We start from the raw sequence: 19365 nt of genomic DNA, 5'->3' as shown, positions 1-19365 counted from the left end.
ATTTTAAAACACGATGCACACCTTTGTGTGCTTTATTTCATTAAGTTTTAAATCTGTTGATTTTTTTTCTTTCTTTTTGCCTACCAGCTCTTCAATGTTGATAGCATCTTCTGTTACCGCCAGCAGGGTACCTTCCTTTACGGAACCATCGAGGAGGGTTACTTCCACCTTACGGCCAATATTTTTAAGGTATTGTCTGTGCAGTTTGAGCGGTTCATCCAGGCCCGGAGACGATACTTCCAGAGAGAAATCGTTGTTAGGGAACAGTTCAGCCGCTTCCAGCAAGGGATATAACTGGCGGTTGAATGAAACCAGCGTAGCCACCGGTACACCTTTGTCGCCGTCCAGAAAGAGCTTTATATTGTTAGTGGGCTTAATCCTGATGTCTACCAAAAAATTGTCGGGATCATTAACCAGCAGTCCTTCTGCGATTTCCCGGATCGTTTTTATCACGTGTTCGTTTGCCATACAAAAAGCGCGAAGGGGACAATATCTCGTCCCCTTCGTTTGAATCATTTTTCCTCACACAAAATTATGATTTTATTTTGATTGAAAAACTATTTCTTTAACTTGTATGTAAATATTTGCATGAGACGCGCTGCCATCATTCATATGTGTTTTTAAAATATTTGACGTGCGAACCACTTTCTGGCAAAAAATTAACATAGAGTTGATGGCTTGGCCACTGGGTCTTATCCTTTTATATATAATGAAACCCGACCCCAAGTCGGAGAGCCTATGTTTGTTAAAGCGGGCAGGCATTCCCTTCTGTCCGGGTTGTGGCCTGGGTCATGGCATTCATTATTTCCTGCATGGCCAATGGAATGCTGCTATCCAGCATCACTGGCTATCACCGCTGGTAGTAGTGGTACTGCTATATAGAACCATACAATTAGCCCGATTACAATATACAGACCTTAAACAACTATAAATCTACCGCTATGAGCGATTTTTCATTTGCCATGCTCCCGGGAATTGAAACCGAAGAGATGCTATGGCTTCAGGAACTTACCAAAGGTTACTCAGCAGAGAATAAACAACGCTTCCTGGCTGTTTATCAGAGCCGGCGCAAAGACCCTCAAACAATCCTGATCTGCAGCCTGATCGGATTTCTGGGCCCTGCAGGTATTCAACGCTTTCTGCTCAACCAGATCGCCATGGGAATCATCTACCTGATCACCCTGGGCTTTTGCTTCATCGGCACCATCATCGATGCCGTAAATTATCGTAAAATGACCTGGGAATTCAACAAAAAGGAAGCCCTGGCATCAGCAGCATTACTGGGCATCTAGCCAGCATGGAAAGTTAAAAAAAACTTAAAATGAGGTGATTTTCAAGGCCGCGGAAAGTATATTCCGCTAACTTCGCATCATTATGTTGAAATTTTTCTTTTCCATATTTATTGCGTGGTTGCTCTATAAACTGGTATTTGACCTGCTCATACCGGGGTATAAGGTAACCAAACAGGTGCGCAGACAAATGAGTGATATGCAGGAACATATGCGTCAGCAGTATGAAAGCCAGCAAACCGGCTCTCAGCAGTCATCCGCCCCTAATCCTCCCCCACCGAAGAAAGTGGACAAAGGTGATTATATTGATTTTGAAGAAGTAAAATAAGAAAGGGCCGGTGACTCACCGGCCTTTTTTATACCGCACTCTTAGGGCGGAAAACATCCATGATCGTTTTAGGCGACTGTAAATGAATCGTCTGCAAGCCCACTGCCTTAGCCCCTTCTATATTAGGCAATGTATCATCAATAAATAAAGTTTCCTCTGCCACCAGTCCATTTTCATCCAGCACCACCTGGTAACATTCCTTATCCGGCTTACGATAGCCCATTACATGAGAGTAATAAGCCCGGTCGAAGAAACCTCCCAGTGATGGAATCCCTCTACTCTCCTGCAAAATCCGGTTGAAGGCCTCCAGGTGAATGGCATTGGTGTTACTCAGTAAATAAAGGCCATAATGCTGCCGTAACTGCTGCAGGAGCTGTAGCCGCTGCAACGGAAAGTCGAGCAGCATAGCATTCCAGGCTGCAACGATCTGCTGGTCGGTTACCGTTGCCGGCACATGCTGGTGCATAGCTGCCAGGAATTCTTCCGTAGACACATGCCCCGTTTCCAGGGAGTTGAATAAATCGGAACCATGAAATTGTGAATAAAGAGAATTAAAATCTTTTACTCCCAATGCCTCAAAAGCCGTCCTGGTAAGCTGATAATTGATATTCAGGATAACACCTCCCAGGTCGAAAATGATATTTTTAATGCCTTGCATATGATCAGAAATAGGGCTCAAATGTATTAAAGTATAGGCGTAAGCGTTGGAAGAAAAAAATAATTTAGGATTTTTCAATAAAATAATTACTTTTGCCCTCCCTTGAAAAAGGGAATTCGTTCTTCGGAACAGGTCCTATAGCTCAGTTGGTTAGAGCACCTGACTCATAATCAGGGGGTCCCAGGATCATGCCCTGGTGGGACCACAAGACTAGAAAGGCTTTCAGCGGATTGGCGCGGAAAGCCTTTTTTCATTTGATACATGTTTTGATACATATGACGTCATCCTCAAAGTATAAAAATATTTTTGTATCTTAACCACAATACAATTGTATAACCTATACCGTTTTATGAAATTACTATTTGTAGCCCTTCTTTCTTTATTTGCCTGTATTACTGCAAGCGCCCAAAATGCCCTGCCCGCTGCCAATGGCTATGTAGGCATAGGTACTGTCACTCCGACGAGTCGACTTCACGTATTGGATAATGGCCGAAATTATTATGTGGATAGGGGGATTCCGGGAATGTCGGATGATAACGTCACCGAAAACTATATCTTATTACATGTTATCTATACAGGTACTATTTTGCCTACTGATAATTATGTAATGGGCCGGTTTACTGCAATACGCGGTAGTTCTGTCGGATCTAACCGGAAATGGATAGTTGATGTAAATACAGCTTCTGCTTACATGGGAAATAGAGGAACTTTAATGTCTTTTAGTGATCGGGCTTCACTGGTTACTTTGACGTACAACGCTGTGGCATATTTAGCGGTTTCAATTCCCCAGACATCTTCACTTTTTAATTTTTCCTTTACAGGATATGCTCAAAACGATTCATTTAAAATCGTGCGGGGGAGTGAAGTTTCGGATGTAAGTACTTTTAATGCTACCGAAGAAGTAGGGGTACAGGGTGCCGTAGTTATAAAGAATGCAGCTACTTCTAATAGGTTGGTTCTCGCGGGTACTGATTCAACCTATTCTAACTTAATAGCAATCACCCACGGAGCCCTCACCAACTCGCAAATGTATATTGGAAACACGAATTCCACTTATCCGGTAATTTCTCAACGTAATTCCAATATTATTGAAAGTTATAGGGATCTCCACATTGGAGCTGCGCTTAGTGGTAAAATTATTTTTGAGATTGGCAGAACGGGGACATCAGTTGGATCTTCAATGGTCATTGCCAACAACAAAAATGTTGGAATCGGCGTCGATAACCCGAGCTACAAGCTTACGGTGGATGGTACTATTGGGGCAAGGCGGGTAAAAGTTACCCAGGAACAGTGGGCTGATTACGTTTTTCATCCCGATTATAAACTCCCCACATTGGCCACAGTAGCACAGTTTATTAAAGACAATAAACACTTGCCCGATATTCCATCTGAAAAAGAAGTAAAAGAAACAGGCGTAGACCTAGGTGAAATGAACAAATTGTATCTTCAGAAAATAGAAGAGCTGACACTTTACATTATCGACTTGCAGCGACAGGTAGATGCATTGAAGGAAAATACAGCTAAGTTAATGAAGTAAAATAACCATTAAGCCTCCGCCGCAATATTGTCCAGTGCTCTATGTGAGTGCTGGACAATGCTTCACTAACGGTTAGCGTATGGCTGTAATCGCCATCCTCTCCCCTGTCACCAAGTAAATAATCTCCTCTATCTTCTTATCCATATCCGCTTTATTTAAAAACGGATACTTCCTCCGGATTGCCTCGATTACTCCGAGCTCTTTCAATAGCGATATTTTATCAAATGGTATATTAGCCTCCTCCTGGCCAGGTACATTCTTTTTTAATAGCTGTATATACTCCCCATACATAATCCCCTGTGCATACAGGTACAACTCTATTATTTTTTTCCTTTTAGGAGCAATAACGGGCATGCCATGAGCGCTAAAGTCAGTAAGCCCTTTCAGGAATACCAATGCAAACTGGGTGTTTAGGCGTCTCCTGTTATCACAGGATACCTTTCTTTTCAGTATAACGAGCATTTCATTCACGGAAGCCAGCATTGTTTTGACAGGTGTTTTGCTTTCGCCGATCAGTGCCAGTTCCTGCTGTATTTTTTGCTTCAACTGAGTATCGGCCTGAAGAAACCGGGAGATGATATAGTTATTGAAAGTAGCATAGTGTGCAGGACCTGGTTTGATACTGAAGGTGTAATGCTCTCTTTCGAAAAAGAAAGTCTTTTGTAATGATTCACTATTCTTTCGCTCTATGCGCAAGAGGTTTTCAAATTGCTGCAGGTAGTCTTCTGAAAAAAAGGTAAACAGGTTTGTTTCGAAATCGGGGAGTGTAAACGGTAAGATGTTAAAGTGGTTATCGTAGAACTTAAGCCTTTCTTCATATTTGTCAACGCTATAGAATTTTAGAAAGAGCTCATTTATTTCGGGTTGTGTATAATTCATTGTAGTATCATTTACATGCCGCTGAGGGGTAGAAAGCGCCGGTATATTGTATACCGGCGCTTTCGGTAAAAGACAAGGTTATTTATTTTTCCCACCAGGCTTTATAGGTGGTGATTTCTTTTCCTCCCATTTGCTGTACTTCCGCAGCATAATTTTTACTGTTGATCGTTTGTTCAGATGTTGGGTAGAGGAAGCGGGTGGGAATCATACCGTTGTTCATATTGGCAGCATCGCCTGTTTGGAAGGCGGGATAGCCTGTACGGCGGAACTCAATCCATCCTTCAAAGCCATTGTTGATATTGGCCAGCCATTTTTGTGTAATAATTTGCTGCATAGCGCTGCTTTGAGAGGAGTTGTCGAGTGGCACCCCGGTGTGCGCCAGGTAGCTGGTAGCCGTAGCGGCATTGATTCCAATTTCTGCGAATGCGCCTATTACGCCGTTGTTGTAATGCGCCAGCGCAATGGCGTTGCCGCCGTTGATATATCCTTTCAGGGCAGCTTCTGCCAGGATAAACTCCTGTTCTGCATAAGTAATCAGCCTTGCTTTAATTAAAGCGGGGTTGGTGCCCTTGGTGAAGCTGGGATTGAAGTTAGACGCCTGCTTGCTCTGCGCTTCCGTGGCATCTACCACCATAGGCATGCCTCCATAATTATTGAAATTGAATGGGGTTCCGGCAGGAGCTGTTGCGTTGGTAGTGAAATACGCCGTGATACGGGCAGTGTCCTGGGTGGCCTGCAGTTGATTGTACAGGGTGCTATTCATGTATTTAACGGCAAAGTCACCGGAACGTTCGGTCAGGCTCACAAAATTATAGGGTGTTACTGTGGGTAAAGCCAATGTGCCACTCTGGGAGGAGCTCTGCATCAATGCTGCATCATTCACAATACTTTGCATTTCAGCAGCAACACTTGCTTTGCCAGCCACTCTTAACAGGTAACGTAAGCGCAAAGCATTGATAAATGACCGCCAGGAGCCGGTGTTAGAACTGTATAATACATCGCCTTCTATCAGTCCGGAAGGGTTAGCTTTTAACAGGCTGTCGGCTCTTCTCAGGCTGGGAATAATACCTTGTCCGGCGTCCATGTAAACGGTTTGCTGGGAGTCATATGACGGCGTATACACACCTGTATTTCCTTTCAGTGCCTGAAGAAAGGGAATATCTCCCCATAACTCTGTTAACTGGGCAAAAGCATAGGACCGCAGCGTAAGGGCGGCCGCTTGCAATAGCGGATTGTTTTTCGCCTGCGCCAATGTGTATAAAGTATTGGCATCACGGGCTGCTTCATACATAGGAATCCAGTATGGCTCGTTGGTTACGGGCGAATAACGGGTAGGCTGGTCGTAGTAAGACTGGCTAAAGGTCATATACTGATTATATCCATTACCCAGGGTCCATACAATGTTGGCATTGCTGTAAAACTCTGTAACAATTGTATTGGATAATAAGGTGGTGGCATCTGGCTTCTCTAACGCATTAGGATTGGTATTCACCTGTTTCAGTTCTTTGGAACAAGCGCCCAGTGTAATGCTTATTATAATGATAGCCAGGAAATAGCTGTTCTTTTTCATGATGAAGAGTTAGGTATTTACATTAAAAATTAAGACCAAGAGAGAATCCCATACTTTTGGTAGATGGAATGCTCAGGAATTCTGTTCCAGGCAGGATTTGCTGTCCACGCAGCGCCAGGGTCTCCGGATCAACGTCCTTATTCTTGGTAAATTCGAGGATATTTCTACCTATCAGGGAAACATTCAGCTTGCTGTTAGACAGTTTGCCAAAGATGTTTTTGAAGGTATAGCCAATACGCAGCTCTCTTAGTTTGAGATAAGAAGCGTCGTACATGAAGGCTTCGTTGTTGGAAGCATTGTAATATCCATTGTAATAGGTAGCGGCATCTACTTTTACTGTGTTAGGTACATATTTACCGGAGGCAGCATCCATCATCACACCCTGACCGACGATACCGGTTTCCCTGCCAGGCAATGTTTCTACCGACATGCCGCCTGCTAATACGCCTAATTCAGTATAGGAAAAGAACTTACCACCCTGGTGCCAATCCCACAGGAAGCTCATGGTGAAGTTTTTATAGCTCAATTCATTTGACCAGGCCAACACGAAGTCAGGGTTATAGTTGCCCAGCAAGGAATTTTGGGTGCTTGTAAATTGTGGTACGCCATTTTTATAAACGATATTACCCTGTGGGTCTCTCACAAAGGCATTGCCATACATATTACCCAGACGTTGCCCTACCTTGGCATCATACTGTATTGCCCTGTAGTAGCGGTCGTATTGGGTAACCTGTGCATATACATAGGTGTTGATACCATCCGGGAGGGATACTACCTTTCCTATGTTGTGACTGAAATTGAAGCTCATATCCCAGTTGAAACCGTTGGCAGCATGGGAGCGGAATGGTGTACCTGTCAGCATGATCTCTACCCCTTTGTTGTTGATCTTTCCGCCATTTACATAAGCATTGGTATAACCAGAAGATACTGCGATGGGCAATTGCACCACCTCGTCTTTGGTATTTGACTGGTAGATGGTGGCATCGAGGCCTACCCTGTTTTTCAAGAACCGCACTTCGATACCAGCTTCGGTAGTAGTGGTAGAAGAAGGTTTCAGGCTGTTATTGGCCAACACGTTATTGCCGGTAGTTAATGGCGTACCATTAAATGGCGTGTTGGTAATAAACGTGTTGTTGATAGAATAAGGATCTGCGTCGCGGCCTACCTGGGCGGCGGAAGCCCTCACCTTCAGGAAGGATATGGCCTGCGGTAGATGCACCATATCTGAAATGATAGCGCTCAATGATGCTGAGGGATAGAAATAGGAGTTATTGCCGGCAGGTAAAGTGCTGGATCGGTCATTGCGGCCAGTTACGTTTAAGAAGACCAGGTTTTTGTAATCGAAATCGGCGAACGCATATAAACTGTATACCACTTTGTCAAACTTTTGATACAGTGTGGGTAACTGGTTTTGGGCGTTGGAGAAGTTATACAAGCCGGGAGTAATCAGCGCATTGGCAATATTCCTGGTGTAAGTGATATTCTGCATGAAGCGGTTGCCACCCAGCGACGCATTGACGTTGAATAAATGACTGGGTTTTTTATGATAACTTACCAGGAAGTCGGTGTTATTCTCGAAGTAGTTGACATTATCTGTTCTGAAACCACCGGTCGGAAAACGAACGCTGGTGAAGGCTCTGTGTCCTTCCCTATTGTCTGCATAGAAATCGGAGCCTGTTCTTAGCATCACAGTCCACTGGTCGTTTACGGCGTATTTCAGAGAGGCATTACCCAATACCCTGTTTTTGGTGAAGCTGTTGGTATTGTCGTTGAGTGTTACGTAAGGATTGTCGTGGTTATTCCAGTAGCGAAACTGGTTTTGCTGATCTCTGCCGGTTTGCCACTCTTTCTTCAATGAATTAATATCAATGTTTATCGGCATACCATACACCCCGAAGAAGGTATACATCACGCTTTCTGAGCCATAACCGATATTAGGACGGTTACTACTTCCACTGTTAATATAATTGATAAAGAAATCTGTGCTGAGCTTGTCGGTAAAGTGGTGGTCGGCACGGAGTGCAATACCATAACGTTTCAGGTCGGTGCCGGGAAGGATACCTTTGTTGTATAACTGGTCAACTGCAAAATGGTAACTTCCTTTATCGGTAGTACCACCGAAACCGATGCTATTTTGTGTAGTTAAGCCTGTTTGGAGAAATTGTTTAAAGTGATCAGCATGTCCTACCCAGGGAGTGGGTGTTACGGTGAGACCTGGATTAATACCTCTCGCCACTAAATCACCGGCCAGGTAGCCATCTCCTGCCGGGCTGTCGAATTGAACTACTTTTACAGAAGGATCGAATTTGAGACCCCAGTTGGGAATATTGTTTTCGCTGGCTCCTGCCCCGTTTACAAAAGAATACGTATTAGGTGTACCGGACAGCGGATAAGCATTTACGCCGGCGCCATATTCATTTTGCAGGCGAGGCAATTTTAAAGGCGATTCGAAAGTAGTGGTGGTATTGAAAGTAACACCCATTTTGCCTTTTTCTGTATTGCCTTTTTCTGTAGTAAGGACTACCGCGCCGTTAGCAGCGCGAGAACCATAGAGGGCGGCGGCGGTAGAACCTTTAAGCACAGTTATTTTAGCAATGTTATTTGGGTTGATTTCTGCAGCCCCGTTTCCCCAGTCTACTTCTGCCCAGGTGCCCTGGTTCGAAGAATTTTCGATGGCGTTGTTGAAGAAAGTTTCATTGTTGATAGGAACACCATCTACCACAAACAGTGGCTGATTAGAGCCGTTGAACGAGTTTTCTCCCCGGATCACAATACGGGAGGTTGATCCTACGCCGGCGCCACCATTAGTAATTACCACGCCGGCTACTTTGCCACCCAGGTTATTAATCAGGTTGGGGTCTGGCGCTTGTGTAAGTTGTTTGGTGTTAACGGTTTGCACGGCATATCCCAAAGCTTTGGACTGTTTGTTGATACCCAGCGCAGTGACCACCACTTCATTCAACGCTTTATTGTCTTTCTGTAATGGGATAGTTAAGGTAAGCTGCGTACCGATAATTATACTAGACGACTTATATCCTATGAAGCTAATATTTAGCGTGCTATTGGCTGGGGCATTGATTTTGAAGTTACCTTCTGCATCAGTTACAGCTCCTTTAGCGGAATTTTTTACGGTAATTACCGCACCTATAATAGGTGATTGATCTTCTGCATCTACTACTTTTCCGGAGATAAGCCCGGCAGTTTGTGCCTGTGTGATACCTGTATTTAACAGCGACACCAGGAATAGAGATAATATAAATAGCAAAGAGGAAAGCTTTCGCATAATTCTGATTTGATTGAAACAAATTGCTGAGACAATAAACTGCCTGCGCATAACGAATGATATCGTTTGCGGCATGAATAAACAGTCATACAAAAGGAATATATAGCGCCATAATATGCGCTGTGGAACCCGATGTCAGCAAGAAATCAAATGCGAAGCACGCAATGCCTTATAAAAAGAGGAGATAAATAATAGGTATAGTGATAGCTGGGAATGATGGTCACAACATCTGTGAGCGATAACCATCTCTTTATGATGCGTAGTAAGCCAGCTAAATTTCGTTGAACTTCGGAAGACGATTCACAAACAATGCTTTCATGGAGTACCGCGTCATCGGTAGCGCTGGATCTTCTCTTATGTAAACGTACCTGTTCAAAGGCTCTTTCGGGGTGTTGCAGATGCTGTACGTTATAACTATACCATATCGGGGAAAAGAATACCCTAATAAAAAGTAGCGTAATAAGTATGGTAAAACGCGCATACATGATATAACAAAGCTATAGCATGGCGTGAATGCTTTGTTAATATTCATGTTAACTTATAATGAATTAAACGTTAACGATGTTAACACATTTGTTGCCGGGGTTGCATCATCCCTATATTATTTTAATAAAGCCATCCAGTTTTTACCTGCTTCATATACCAGATATAAAGAAGACCCCCCGGAAAATCCAGGGGAGCCGTTCTTTTTATTACAAATCCACGTTAATGAGCTGATTACCATTCTCAAAAGTGGCCTGTAGCACGGAACAACGCTCTGCAGGGTTAAAAAATCCCTGTGGATCAAAGCGTGAAATAGGTGATAGGAAAGCGTATCCATTCGCCTGCAATGCCAGGGGACTACCATTAACGGATATACTTTTTTGCTCATCAAAACCGTGGAGTAATAGCTGGATATGATGGAATTTGGAGGGATAGGTTCCATTGACTTTGTCCAGCACTATTTTTTTATCTGCCGGTGAATAAGTAATCGTACGTTGATAAAAGACACCTTTTTCGTTGTCAAAGCTTTCGCCATCATCTTCATAATAAACAAAGGTGTTGGATTTATTGCCCTTGTAAATATGCAGGAATAAGGTATCTGTGGGCTTCTCAGCTGTCGACTGTATCAGCGATTGCATCGGAATAATGCTGCTTTCTTTTACATACACCGGCAGCGTCTTTATGTTCAACGGCGTAATGACTTCCTGGTGCCCGTTGACCACCGCATCGGTGTAAAGGTTATACCATTTTCCTTCAGGAAAGTAAATTTGTCCAAATTCTTTGGTGCTCTCAAAAGGAGCAATCATAAAGGCGGGACCATAGCCATATTGGTTCTGGTAGCGCGCGTCATACACATTCGCATCGAAGGTGTTGGTGAGTGCCAGCGTACGCATCACAGGCATACCTGTGCGGGTAGCTTCATACATGGAGCTATACAGATAAGGTAGCAACTCGTAGCGCAGATTCACGTAGTTGCGGGTAATTTCCAGTACTTCTTCTCCATAAGCCCAGGGCTCGGAAGATTTGGTATTAACACCGGTATGATTGCGGAAGTAAGGAATAAAGGCGCCTATCTGCATCCAGCGGGCATATAAACTAACGGTAGGATTGCCGGTGAAGCCGCCTATATCCATCCCGGAAAAGGCCATGCCGCTTACTCCCAAACTATTCAGCAGTCGAATGCCCAGCAGCATATGATCTTCTTCAGCCCGGTTGTCGCCCGTCCAGATAGCACTATAACGCTGAGAGCCCGAATAGGCTGCCCTGGTTAAAAGAAAAGGACGTTTCTTCAATTCCTCCCGCGTACCTTCGTAACTGGCGCGTACCATTTGCAACCCGTAAATATTATGTGCCTGTTGATGAGTAACCGGATGCCCCTCATATCCGAAGACCACATTGTTAGGCATTTTCTGTCCCCAGGTGGCTATTTCGTTCATATCATTCCAAATGCCCCGCACACCGTCGTGGATATATGGTTTTAATTGGCCTTTCCACCAGTCGCGTCCCTTGGATGTGGTGAAGTCTGGAAAGTGGCACCAGCCGGGCCATACCTGGCCGGTATAGTTTTGGCCATCACTGTATTTTATGAAGATGTTTTCCTTTTTTCCGTTTTCATAAGCGGCATATCCATCTTCTACTTTAATACCCGGATCTACGATAACCGTGAGCTTAAAGCCCATATTATCCAGCTGTTTGGTAAGTTGAGCAGGATTGGGAAAACGGGATTTGTTCCAGGTAAAGAGTTTATAGGCATCCATGTAATGGATGTCGAGGGTAATGCCGTCTGCAGGAATCTTTTTCTCCCGGAGCGTTTGCGCAATGCGCAGTACTTCAGTATCCGGATAGTAGCTGTAGCGGTTTTGCTGGTAGCCCAGGCTCCAGAGAGGAGGCATGGGCATACGGCCGGTAAGGCTTGTATAAGAAGTAATAATATCGGCCATCTGTGGGTGATAGATGAAATAGTAGTTCATCTCCCCATTCCTGGCGCCAAAAGATGAGAAGCGATTGTTGCTGGCGCCGAAGTTGAAGTCGCTTTGAAAAGTATTATCGAAGAAAATGCCGTAATTAAGATGATGGTGAATGCCGATGTAGAATGGAATGGTGGCATAAATTGGATCCTGGTTGGTGGCATAGCCGAATTTGTCAGAATTCCAGTTCGTATAGCCTTCACCTTTACGATCCAGATTACCTGTTTTTTCTCCCAGGCCAATAAACCGTTCGCCTTCCTGCATTTTTTTATAAGTGGTTACTTCGTCACCAATCCAGGAGGTAGTAAGGCCTGCTTCATCTTCGTTAATCACTTCCCCGGAAGGTGTCAGAAAATGAAGTGCAAAAGGATTTTTATCGATCCGCAGTTGGAGCGAGTCGGTGATAATATTAACAGCATCGTTGTTTTGAGTGGTCTGTATATGGGTGGTCGCCGGCTTGGCAACTACCGCATACGAAAAGTCGGTAGTCAATGGCCGCTGGTCCATTCTTACCCGGATAATCGCCGGACTGTATACCGTAATTTCGGCATAGGCATTTTCTGCGCTTATAGCGATTTGCTGACCTGAGATATGGACAGTATTTACTTTACCAATCTTCTTTACCTGGTTTTGTGCCTGGGCCGACAGGCAGGAAAGCAGGAGTATCCACCCGGAACACCTTAACAGAGCTTTTATATACATATGAGCGATTAATTTTCCACGCAAAACTTCCCCTGGCGCATAATTTACGTAATGCGCTGTGGTAATGAGATAGCGGGTAGTGGGAGATTAAACAGGTGCAGGCATGGCATTGCCCGCACCCGTTTAAAGCATATGATTAGTAACCTGGATTTTGTACCAGGTTTTTATTGACAGCAAGATCGCTGGTAGGAATCGGGAACAGCAAGTACTTAGGATCGCTGGCTGGTTTCAATTGCCATGCGTTGAGGAATTTGCCAAAGCGGATCAGGTCTTGCCTTCTCCAGCCTTCCCAGTACAATTCACGTCCTCTTTCAGCCAACATCTGGTTGAGATCCAGTGTGGTCAAAGGCGTTGCGCCGCGTTTAACGCGAAGGTCATTTACGAGCAGCAATGCTGCAGCAGCATTATTGGTTCTCAGTAATGCTTCGGCCTTCATCAGCACAGCGTCGGCATAACGGAAGAATACGAAATCGTTGGATGCTTCGCTACCATTGGAGCCCATATCCGGTGGGTATTTTACTACCCTGATACCGGCCATTTCCACCTGGTCGCCGGTAGCCCTGAGTTCCACTTCCCGGGTGAAGATGAGCGGGCGTTTGCTTCTGTCAAGGATCTTATTACCGTTTTGATCGTATTGCTGTCCGATAAGGAAGCCTACTTTCAGACCGGAAACGTTGGTTACGCCGGGATAACTGCCGCCTCTGCGGGTATCCACTGCTTCAAACGTATCATAGAAATCAGACAGGGTGGTAAAACCATTCCAGCCACTCGGATTCTGGCTATAGTGCAGGGTGCACATCCAACGGCAGTATACGTTGTTGCCATTGCGGATATTACTGATACCAGGACCATTTTGCTGTGTGAAAATGTTTTCCTGGGATTTTACATCGTTATCCTTGGCGAAATTATCGAAGTAGTTAGGTTGAATAATATAGCCGCTGGCTTTCAGCTCGTCTGCCAGGGATATTACTTTCTGCATATCGGCGGCATCGAAGGTGGGTGCGGCCCTGTTGAGGAAGGCGCCTTTGTTCAGGTATATTTTCATCAGCAGGAACCTTGCGGCATCTTTATTGGCTACATAGGCTTGTCCGGCAGTGGCTCTATCGGGCAGGTTAGCCATGATGGCGTTCAGTTCGGAGATGATGAAGTCGATGCCTTCAGCGGCTTTATACACTTTAGGCGCTTCCAGCAGGTTATCTCCCGGATTACGGAAGGGCACCTGGCCGTACAGGTCAATTACCGAAAACATGGAGAAGGCGCGCAGGAAGCGGGCTTCAGCCTCTTGTCTCGGCGTAGGGCGAAAGTTGAGTACGTTGGTAGCGCTGAATTGTTCCAACAGCAGGGCATTGAAGGTATTCTGTACATGAGCGTGATCGGGGGTCCACTGATGTTGATGCAGGGCACGCCATACGCCGTTATCGTCCCAGTCGCCGCCGCGGGTGGGGCCAAGCGCTTCATCGGTACTGATTTCACTCATCCCCCATGTCTGTGAAAAGTCCTGGTAGGCATTCTGAAGATTGTCATAAGCCGTTCCCAGCAGTTGAGGTGCTTTAATGAGGGAGTCGGCCTGAGATTTATTCAGGTTACTGCCCAGGTCTTCTTTCAGGCTGCAGGCGGTGAATCCCAGGCTGCAGGCTATTACCATAGCGGTTTTAAGTATATGTTGAGTCGTCATTGTGGTCAATTTTTAGCGGTAGATTATAAAGTAAACTGTACACCCAGCATAAAGGTCCGGGCAGTTGGGTATGGAGCGTACTCGATACCAAAGGAGCTTACGCCATTTACATTTTTGTCGGTATTTACCTCCGGATCAAAGCCGGTATACTTGGTGATCACGAACAGGTTTTGACCGGTAAGCGATACAGCAGCGCCTTTAAATACTTTACCTACAGCGCCCAGGTTGTAGATGAGGGTGAGGTTGTCCAGTTTCAGGAAGTTACCGTTTTCCAGGTAGCGGGAAGAAACGGCCGGAGAGTTCGTTTGTGCTTCTCCGTTACCCACCAGCGATTTCGCGATATTCCTGGAGCCGAGGTTACCGATAGGTAATACGGTGTTGGCGGTGTTGTTATACACCTGGAATCCGAAAGCGCCATGGGAGCTGGCAGACAGGGTCCATTTTTTGTAGTTGACTTCTGTATTGATACCCAGCAGCACTTTAGGATTTGGGTTGGTCATATAGTAGCGGGTAAGGCCATTGTCGGCATATATACTCATACCCTTGTCATCGAAGCCTTCAAATTTAAGCAGGTAGAAGGTGTTCAACGGGTAGCCATTGGCCAGACGTTGGGACGTGGCACCGGATACCCCTTGTCCGTCGATAGAGCCAGTATTCACCGTCGGTCCGGAATAGCCCGACATTTCGTTTTTCAGCCAGGTACCATTTACGCCCATGCTCCATCTCCAGTTTTTGGTTTGTATGATTTCGCCTCTGAGCGACAGTTCCACCCCGGTGTTCATTACCTTACCAGGTAAGTTGATCCAGTAGTTGGAAGCTGGGGCTGGTTGAATGGCAGGGAAGCTGAATAACAGGTTGGTGGTATTTTTCAGGAAGTAGTCGAGGGTACCACTTAACCTGTTTTTCAGGATAGCGAAGTCCACTCCTACGTTGAGTTGTTTGGAGCTTTCCCATTTCAGGTCGGGGTTAGGTACATTGATCAGGCTGGCTTTACCGCCGGAAGCAAGGCCATATTGGGCTTGTGCTGCTCCCGCAGGGAATTCCTGGTTACCGGTAACACCGTAGCCTGCTCTTAGTCCCAGGTTATTAAAGAAGGTATTGCCTCTCATGAAATCTTCATTGGAAATATTCCATTTGGCGGCAAAAGAAGGAAAATAACCATAGCGATTGTTGGCGCCGAATTTACTGGAACCGTCTGCCCTCATGGTAGCCGTAAGGATGTATTTGTCTTTGGCATTTACGGTTACCCTGCCGAAGAAGGACTGTAGTTCTGAGCTCGGATTCCGGAAAGAGCTGATGTTAGTATTTACCTGGGTGGGTGTCTGGAAGATGTCGGTATAGTCAACGGCATTGGTAGGAAAGCCCTTGGCGCCGATGCCTACGCCGGAATAAGCGAATTTCTGGTATTCATACCCTACCATGGCGCTAAGGTTCCAGTTGCCAGACAGTTGCTTGTTATAGCTCAGGGTATTATTGAATAACTGGGTATTGAGTTCAGCGGTATTATATGCCGCGATACCTACGCCCATCACCTGGTCGATGTTGATAGAGGAGTCGAGAGACGCCCTGCGTTGTCCTACCTGGTGATTCACGCTATACATCATGCGATATTCCCAGTTATCGTTGAATTTAAAGTAAGGAGAAATGCTGGCGAGGACATAGCTGATATTCGCTTTATCATTATATCCCTGGGACATATTCATAGGGTTGATGGCCTGGTTTTTAGCAAGGATGTTGAGAGAACCGTCGGGATTGGTCAGGGATACAGTGGGATTCCATTGTAAAGCCTGGCCAATGAGGCTACCGGTAAAGCCGGCGTTGTTGGAAATAGGCGCCAGTTGTTCGGAGGTTTGTGCTGCCATGATATTGTAGTCGATACCCAGCTGTTTGCTTTCCAGGAATTTACTCTGGCCGCTAAGGGAGGCAGTGTATTTTTTCAGGCCGGTTTTCTTCACAATACCCTGTTGGTCCATCATACCGAAGGAAGCGCGGTACCGGCTGGTTTCGTTGCCGCCGCTCATCGATACGCCGATGTTGTGAGTAACGCCAGTTCTGAGAATGGAGCCGAGTCCATCAGAGCTGGAGCCTCCATCGCCGGTAAGCTTGTATTCTTTTAAGGCGGCACGGTATTCATCTGCATTTAATACATTCAACTTTTTCATGATGTTGCTCATGCCTACGGAGTAGTTGACATCTACCGTTGCAGGGCCTGCCGAACCTTTTTTAGTGTTGATGATAATCACCCCGTTAGAACCGCGGGAGCCATAGATGGCGGTAGCGGAGGCATCTTTCAGTACCTCCATGGTAGCGATATCGTTGTTGTTAATAAAGTTCAGCGGGTTGGCATCCGGTGTTTGTCCCAGACCTGTAAGGTTGAGAGAAGGACGGGCTACACGGCCGTCCAGGGGAACGCCATCTACCACGTACAGCGGCTGGTTGCCGGTACGTACAGAAGATACACCTCTGATTCTTACGGTGGCGGAGGCACCGGGTGCTCCGTTGTTATTGAGAATCATTAAACCCGATACCTTACCCTGGATCAGTTGGTCGGGGGCGCTGGTAATACCTTTATTGAAGTCGGCTGCCTTTACCTGGGCAATGGCGCCTGTTAAATCCTTTTTGCGGGAGGTACCATATCCCACTACTACCACATCGGTCAGGGTAGTGTTTTCCTGGGATAATTGTACGCTTACATTTGTTTTACCAGCAATGCTCACTTCCTGCGGAGTATACCCGATGAAGCTGATTATCAATGCGGTGGCTCCGGGGGCAACAGATACCTTAAAAGTACCTTCCGCATCTGCAGTGGTACCACTTTTAGTTCCTTTGATCTGAACGGAGGCACCAGGGATGGCGGTGCCGTTCTTATCCGTAATTTTCCCGGTAACGGTCTTGTTCTGTGCAGCTACGATGCCATGTATGGCAAACAATAGCATACCCAGAAAAAGATGTTTGATGAATCTTGTTTTAAGCATAAAGTGGATTTTTTAAGCAGTTTTGGTTGTGCTGCTACGTGGATTAAATATGTTTCGTTAAGTGAACGGAATAACGCGTTGCTCGCAGGGATGCTCCCGGCAGTTTTGTCAACGTGGATGTTTTTGTTTTTCTGGAAACTTAGTTTTCTTTAAATGGTTTTAAACGTCAAGTTAGATTTTTGGCTTTCTTCTTTTCTACTGATGAATCAAAGTAAAAACTCAATCAGCAGGGCAACAACTTTTACAATCAAAATATAGAAAATAAAGGCGAATAATCCAATATTAGCTATTTATGTGTATTGATAATCAGATAGTTAATATTATATATAAATTATATTAATATAAATGAATTGAGAGCAAAAAAAGGACTTTTTACAATGCTTTAATGTTCATAATTTGGTTTTCAAAGTCTTCACTGGGCACTAAAGACCGCTTCTTAATTTTGGTTTTATAGGCGTAAATCGTATTGACAGAATATTCGAGTATCCGGGCTATTTTCTCATTATCTGTAATCCCGATACGGATCAGTGCAAAGATCCGGAGATCGGTATTCAGTAATTCATTTTCTTTAAGGACTACCTGGTTTTCTTTATCAAACAGCTGGTTAAACGCCGCTACGAAATGAGGGAATATTTTCAGGAATACCCGGTCAAAATTGGTAAAAAGCTCTTCCCGCTCCTGGCGGATATTAATGTTATTAACGAGAAACTTTAACTCACCGGGCTTGTTGTCGGCAATTTTTAGCTCCAGGGTTTGTTTTAGCTTTTCTATCTTTCCAATATAGGTTGCATTGATATTAAAGCAATAACCCACATATTCTTCTTTTATTTTATTGGCTTCCAATAATTGATTATTGATTTCAGTTTGTTTCAGGTGGGCAGCAGTAATAATACGCTGGGCTGATTTGAGTTTCTGTACCTGCCGAAAAACAGTGACCGCCAGGATCACTACTGCCACCAGTAGTAAAGTAACAATGGTGGCATAAATCAGTAATGATTTGGTTCTTTCTTCAGCGGTTATGATCCTTTCATGCTCGATAATGGGTAAAATACTACTTACCATTACCTTTCGCTGGCGGGCGCCATAAAATACAGCTTCGCCAATAGCCCGTTCGATACAATGGGAGGCGTTTTTTACATCGCCCTTTTCAAACAATAAGGTGGCCAGGCTGTAACTGGCCATTGTTTCTTTGGTCGACGACCGGATGTCCGCTATAGCGGATCGCATCATGAGGATGATAGCCGTATCTGTATGGTGTGAGGCTTCATAAATGGCGCCCAACGTACAGGCCGAAATGGCCAGCTGCCGGTCACTCACTCCTGGCTGGTCCAGGTTAGGATAAATGGCCAGCGCTCCTGGAATGTTTCCCATCTTGAACAACTGCAGGCCTTTGTTGTACCGGTACTCAAAAGAGCCGGGCGGAATCAGCTGGAGGGCGGAATCTATATATGTACTGGCCTGTTTAATATAAGTAGGGGTATAGTATTTATCCTGGTTGTAGTCTGCCAGGTCGAAGTACAGGCGACTCTTCATCAGGTAAAACTCTATTTTAATACTATCAGGCGCACCTGTGGCATCAATACCGTTTACAAAGGCAGCGGTTTCAGTAAACATGCCAGACGACAGCAATACATACCCTAATTTGATTTTCGCCTCTGTAGTACGTACCGGGTCATGCAGCTGGGTGGCCAGCTGTTGTAGCCTTTGGGCGTAAGCAAAGGCCGAATCAAAGTTAAAGACCTTATAGGCATTATATAATTGCAGGCAGATTTGGTATTGACTGGCCGGATCGCTGGCTGCCGGCAATCTACGTTTAATGCTGTCAATATTCCTAAGCTTTACCGCATCATAGGAGGCTGATTGCTCCATAGCTTTGTTCAGCTCCCGGAGCAAGCTATCTGTGGGAGCAACGCCATAGGCATAAATCGTACATAGCAAGCATAAAACCAGGTAGCCCAGAATTCGATTCATAGCATGATAAAATGATAAAAAATCACAGGTCACCGCTAAATTTAAGCG

General features: G+C 45.1%; 13 protein-coding genes and 1 tRNA gene. 5 read left to right on the top strand and 9 right to left on the bottom strand.

Annotated features, from left to right (window positions below; all coding sequences use genetic code 11):
* Positions 1-3 precede the first annotated feature (3 nt).
* Positions 4-468 (bottom strand): ribosome maturation factor RimP, encoded by a 465-nt coding sequence (rimP, locus tag HGH90_RS19310; RefSeq protein ID WP_247679910.1) that lies wholly within the window; start codon positions 466-468, stop codon positions 4-6.
* A gap of 241 nt (positions 469-709) precedes the next feature.
* Between rimP and HGH90_RS19305 the strand changes: the two genes are divergently transcribed.
* The 3 genes from HGH90_RS19305 (at position 710) to HGH90_RS19295 (ending at position 1617) form a co-directional block, all read left to right on the top strand.
* Positions 710-931: a DUF2752 domain-containing protein gene (locus tag HGH90_RS19305; RefSeq protein ID WP_168764889.1), complete on the top strand. Its 222-nt coding sequence runs from the start codon at positions 710-712 to the stop codon at positions 929-931.
* A gap of 10 nt (positions 932-941) precedes the next feature.
* The gene (locus HGH90_RS19300) at positions 942-1292 is read left to right on the top strand and encodes a TM2 domain-containing protein (RefSeq protein ID WP_168764888.1); all 351 of its coding nucleotides are present in this window, start codon (positions 942-944) and stop codon (positions 1290-1292) included.
* An 82-nt stretch (positions 1293-1374) separates the two neighbouring features.
* Entirely contained in the window at positions 1375-1617 is a 243-nt protein-coding gene (locus HGH90_RS19295) for a DUF4834 family protein (protein ID WP_168764887.1), read from the top strand.
* A gap of 28 nt (positions 1618-1645) precedes the next feature.
* Here HGH90_RS19295 and HGH90_RS19290 read toward each other — a convergent pair whose 3' ends face one another.
* Positions 1646-2275, bottom strand: a complete 630-nt coding sequence (locus HGH90_RS19290) for an HAD family hydrolase (protein ID WP_168764886.1) — start codon at positions 2273-2275, stop codon at positions 1646-1648.
* Between the two features lie 131 nt (positions 2276-2406).
* On the opposite strand from HGH90_RS19290, the gene HGH90_RS19285 reads away from it, so the two are divergent.
* Together HGH90_RS19285 and HGH90_RS19280 are read left to right on the top strand one after the other, a co-directional pair.
* A tRNA-Ile gene (locus tag HGH90_RS19285) sits at positions 2407-2480 on the top strand.
* Between the two features lie 144 nt (positions 2481-2624).
* On the top strand, positions 2625-3812 hold the full coding sequence (locus HGH90_RS19280; RefSeq protein ID WP_168764885.1) for a hypothetical protein: 1188 nt from the start codon (positions 2625-2627) through the stop codon (positions 3810-3812).
* Between the two features lie 72 nt (positions 3813-3884).
* On the opposite strand, the gene HGH90_RS19275 is transcribed toward HGH90_RS19280, so the two are convergent.
* From HGH90_RS19275 to HGH90_RS19245, 7 genes are all read right to left on the bottom strand, one after another.
* On the bottom strand, positions 3885-4691 hold the full coding sequence (locus HGH90_RS19275) for a hypothetical protein (RefSeq protein ID WP_168764884.1): 807 nt from the start codon (positions 4689-4691) through the stop codon (positions 3885-3887).
* 82 nt (positions 4692-4773) lie between these two features.
* Complete coding sequence (locus tag HGH90_RS19270; protein ID WP_168764883.1) at positions 4774-6261, bottom strand: SusD/RagB family nutrient-binding outer membrane lipoprotein; 1488 nt, start codon at positions 6259-6261, stop codon at positions 4774-4776.
* A 22-nt stretch (positions 6262-6283) separates the two neighbouring features.
* Positions 6284-9544, bottom strand: a complete 3261-nt coding sequence (locus HGH90_RS19265; RefSeq protein WP_168764882.1) for a SusC/RagA family TonB-linked outer membrane protein — start codon at positions 9542-9544, stop codon at positions 6284-6286.
* A 692-nt stretch (positions 9545-10236) separates the two neighbouring features.
* A complete protein-coding gene (locus HGH90_RS19260; protein WP_168764881.1) occupies positions 10237-12696 on the bottom strand; it encodes a TIM-barrel domain-containing protein in 2460 nt (819 codons plus the stop codon).
* A gap of 136 nt (positions 12697-12832) precedes the next feature.
* A complete protein-coding gene (locus tag HGH90_RS19255) occupies positions 12833-14371 on the bottom strand; it encodes a RagB/SusD family nutrient uptake outer membrane protein (protein ID WP_168764880.1) in 1539 nt (512 codons plus the stop codon).
* Positions 14372-14394: 23 nt separating this feature from the next.
* Positions 14395-17346: a SusC/RagA family TonB-linked outer membrane protein gene (locus HGH90_RS19250; protein ID WP_169191728.1), complete on the bottom strand. Its 2952-nt coding sequence runs from the start codon at positions 17344-17346 to the stop codon at positions 14395-14397.
* A 372-nt stretch (positions 17347-17718) separates the two neighbouring features.
* A complete protein-coding gene (locus HGH90_RS19245) occupies positions 17719-19317 on the bottom strand; it encodes a DUF6377 domain-containing protein (protein WP_169191727.1) in 1599 nt (532 codons plus the stop codon).
* Between the last annotated feature and the right edge of the window lie 48 nt (positions 19318-19365).

The organism is Chitinophaga sp. Ak27, assembly GCF_012726295.1.
GTDB lineage: Bacteria > Bacteroidota > Bacteroidia > Chitinophagales > Chitinophagaceae > Chitinophaga.
This window is presented reverse-complemented; position numbering and strand designations above follow the sequence as displayed.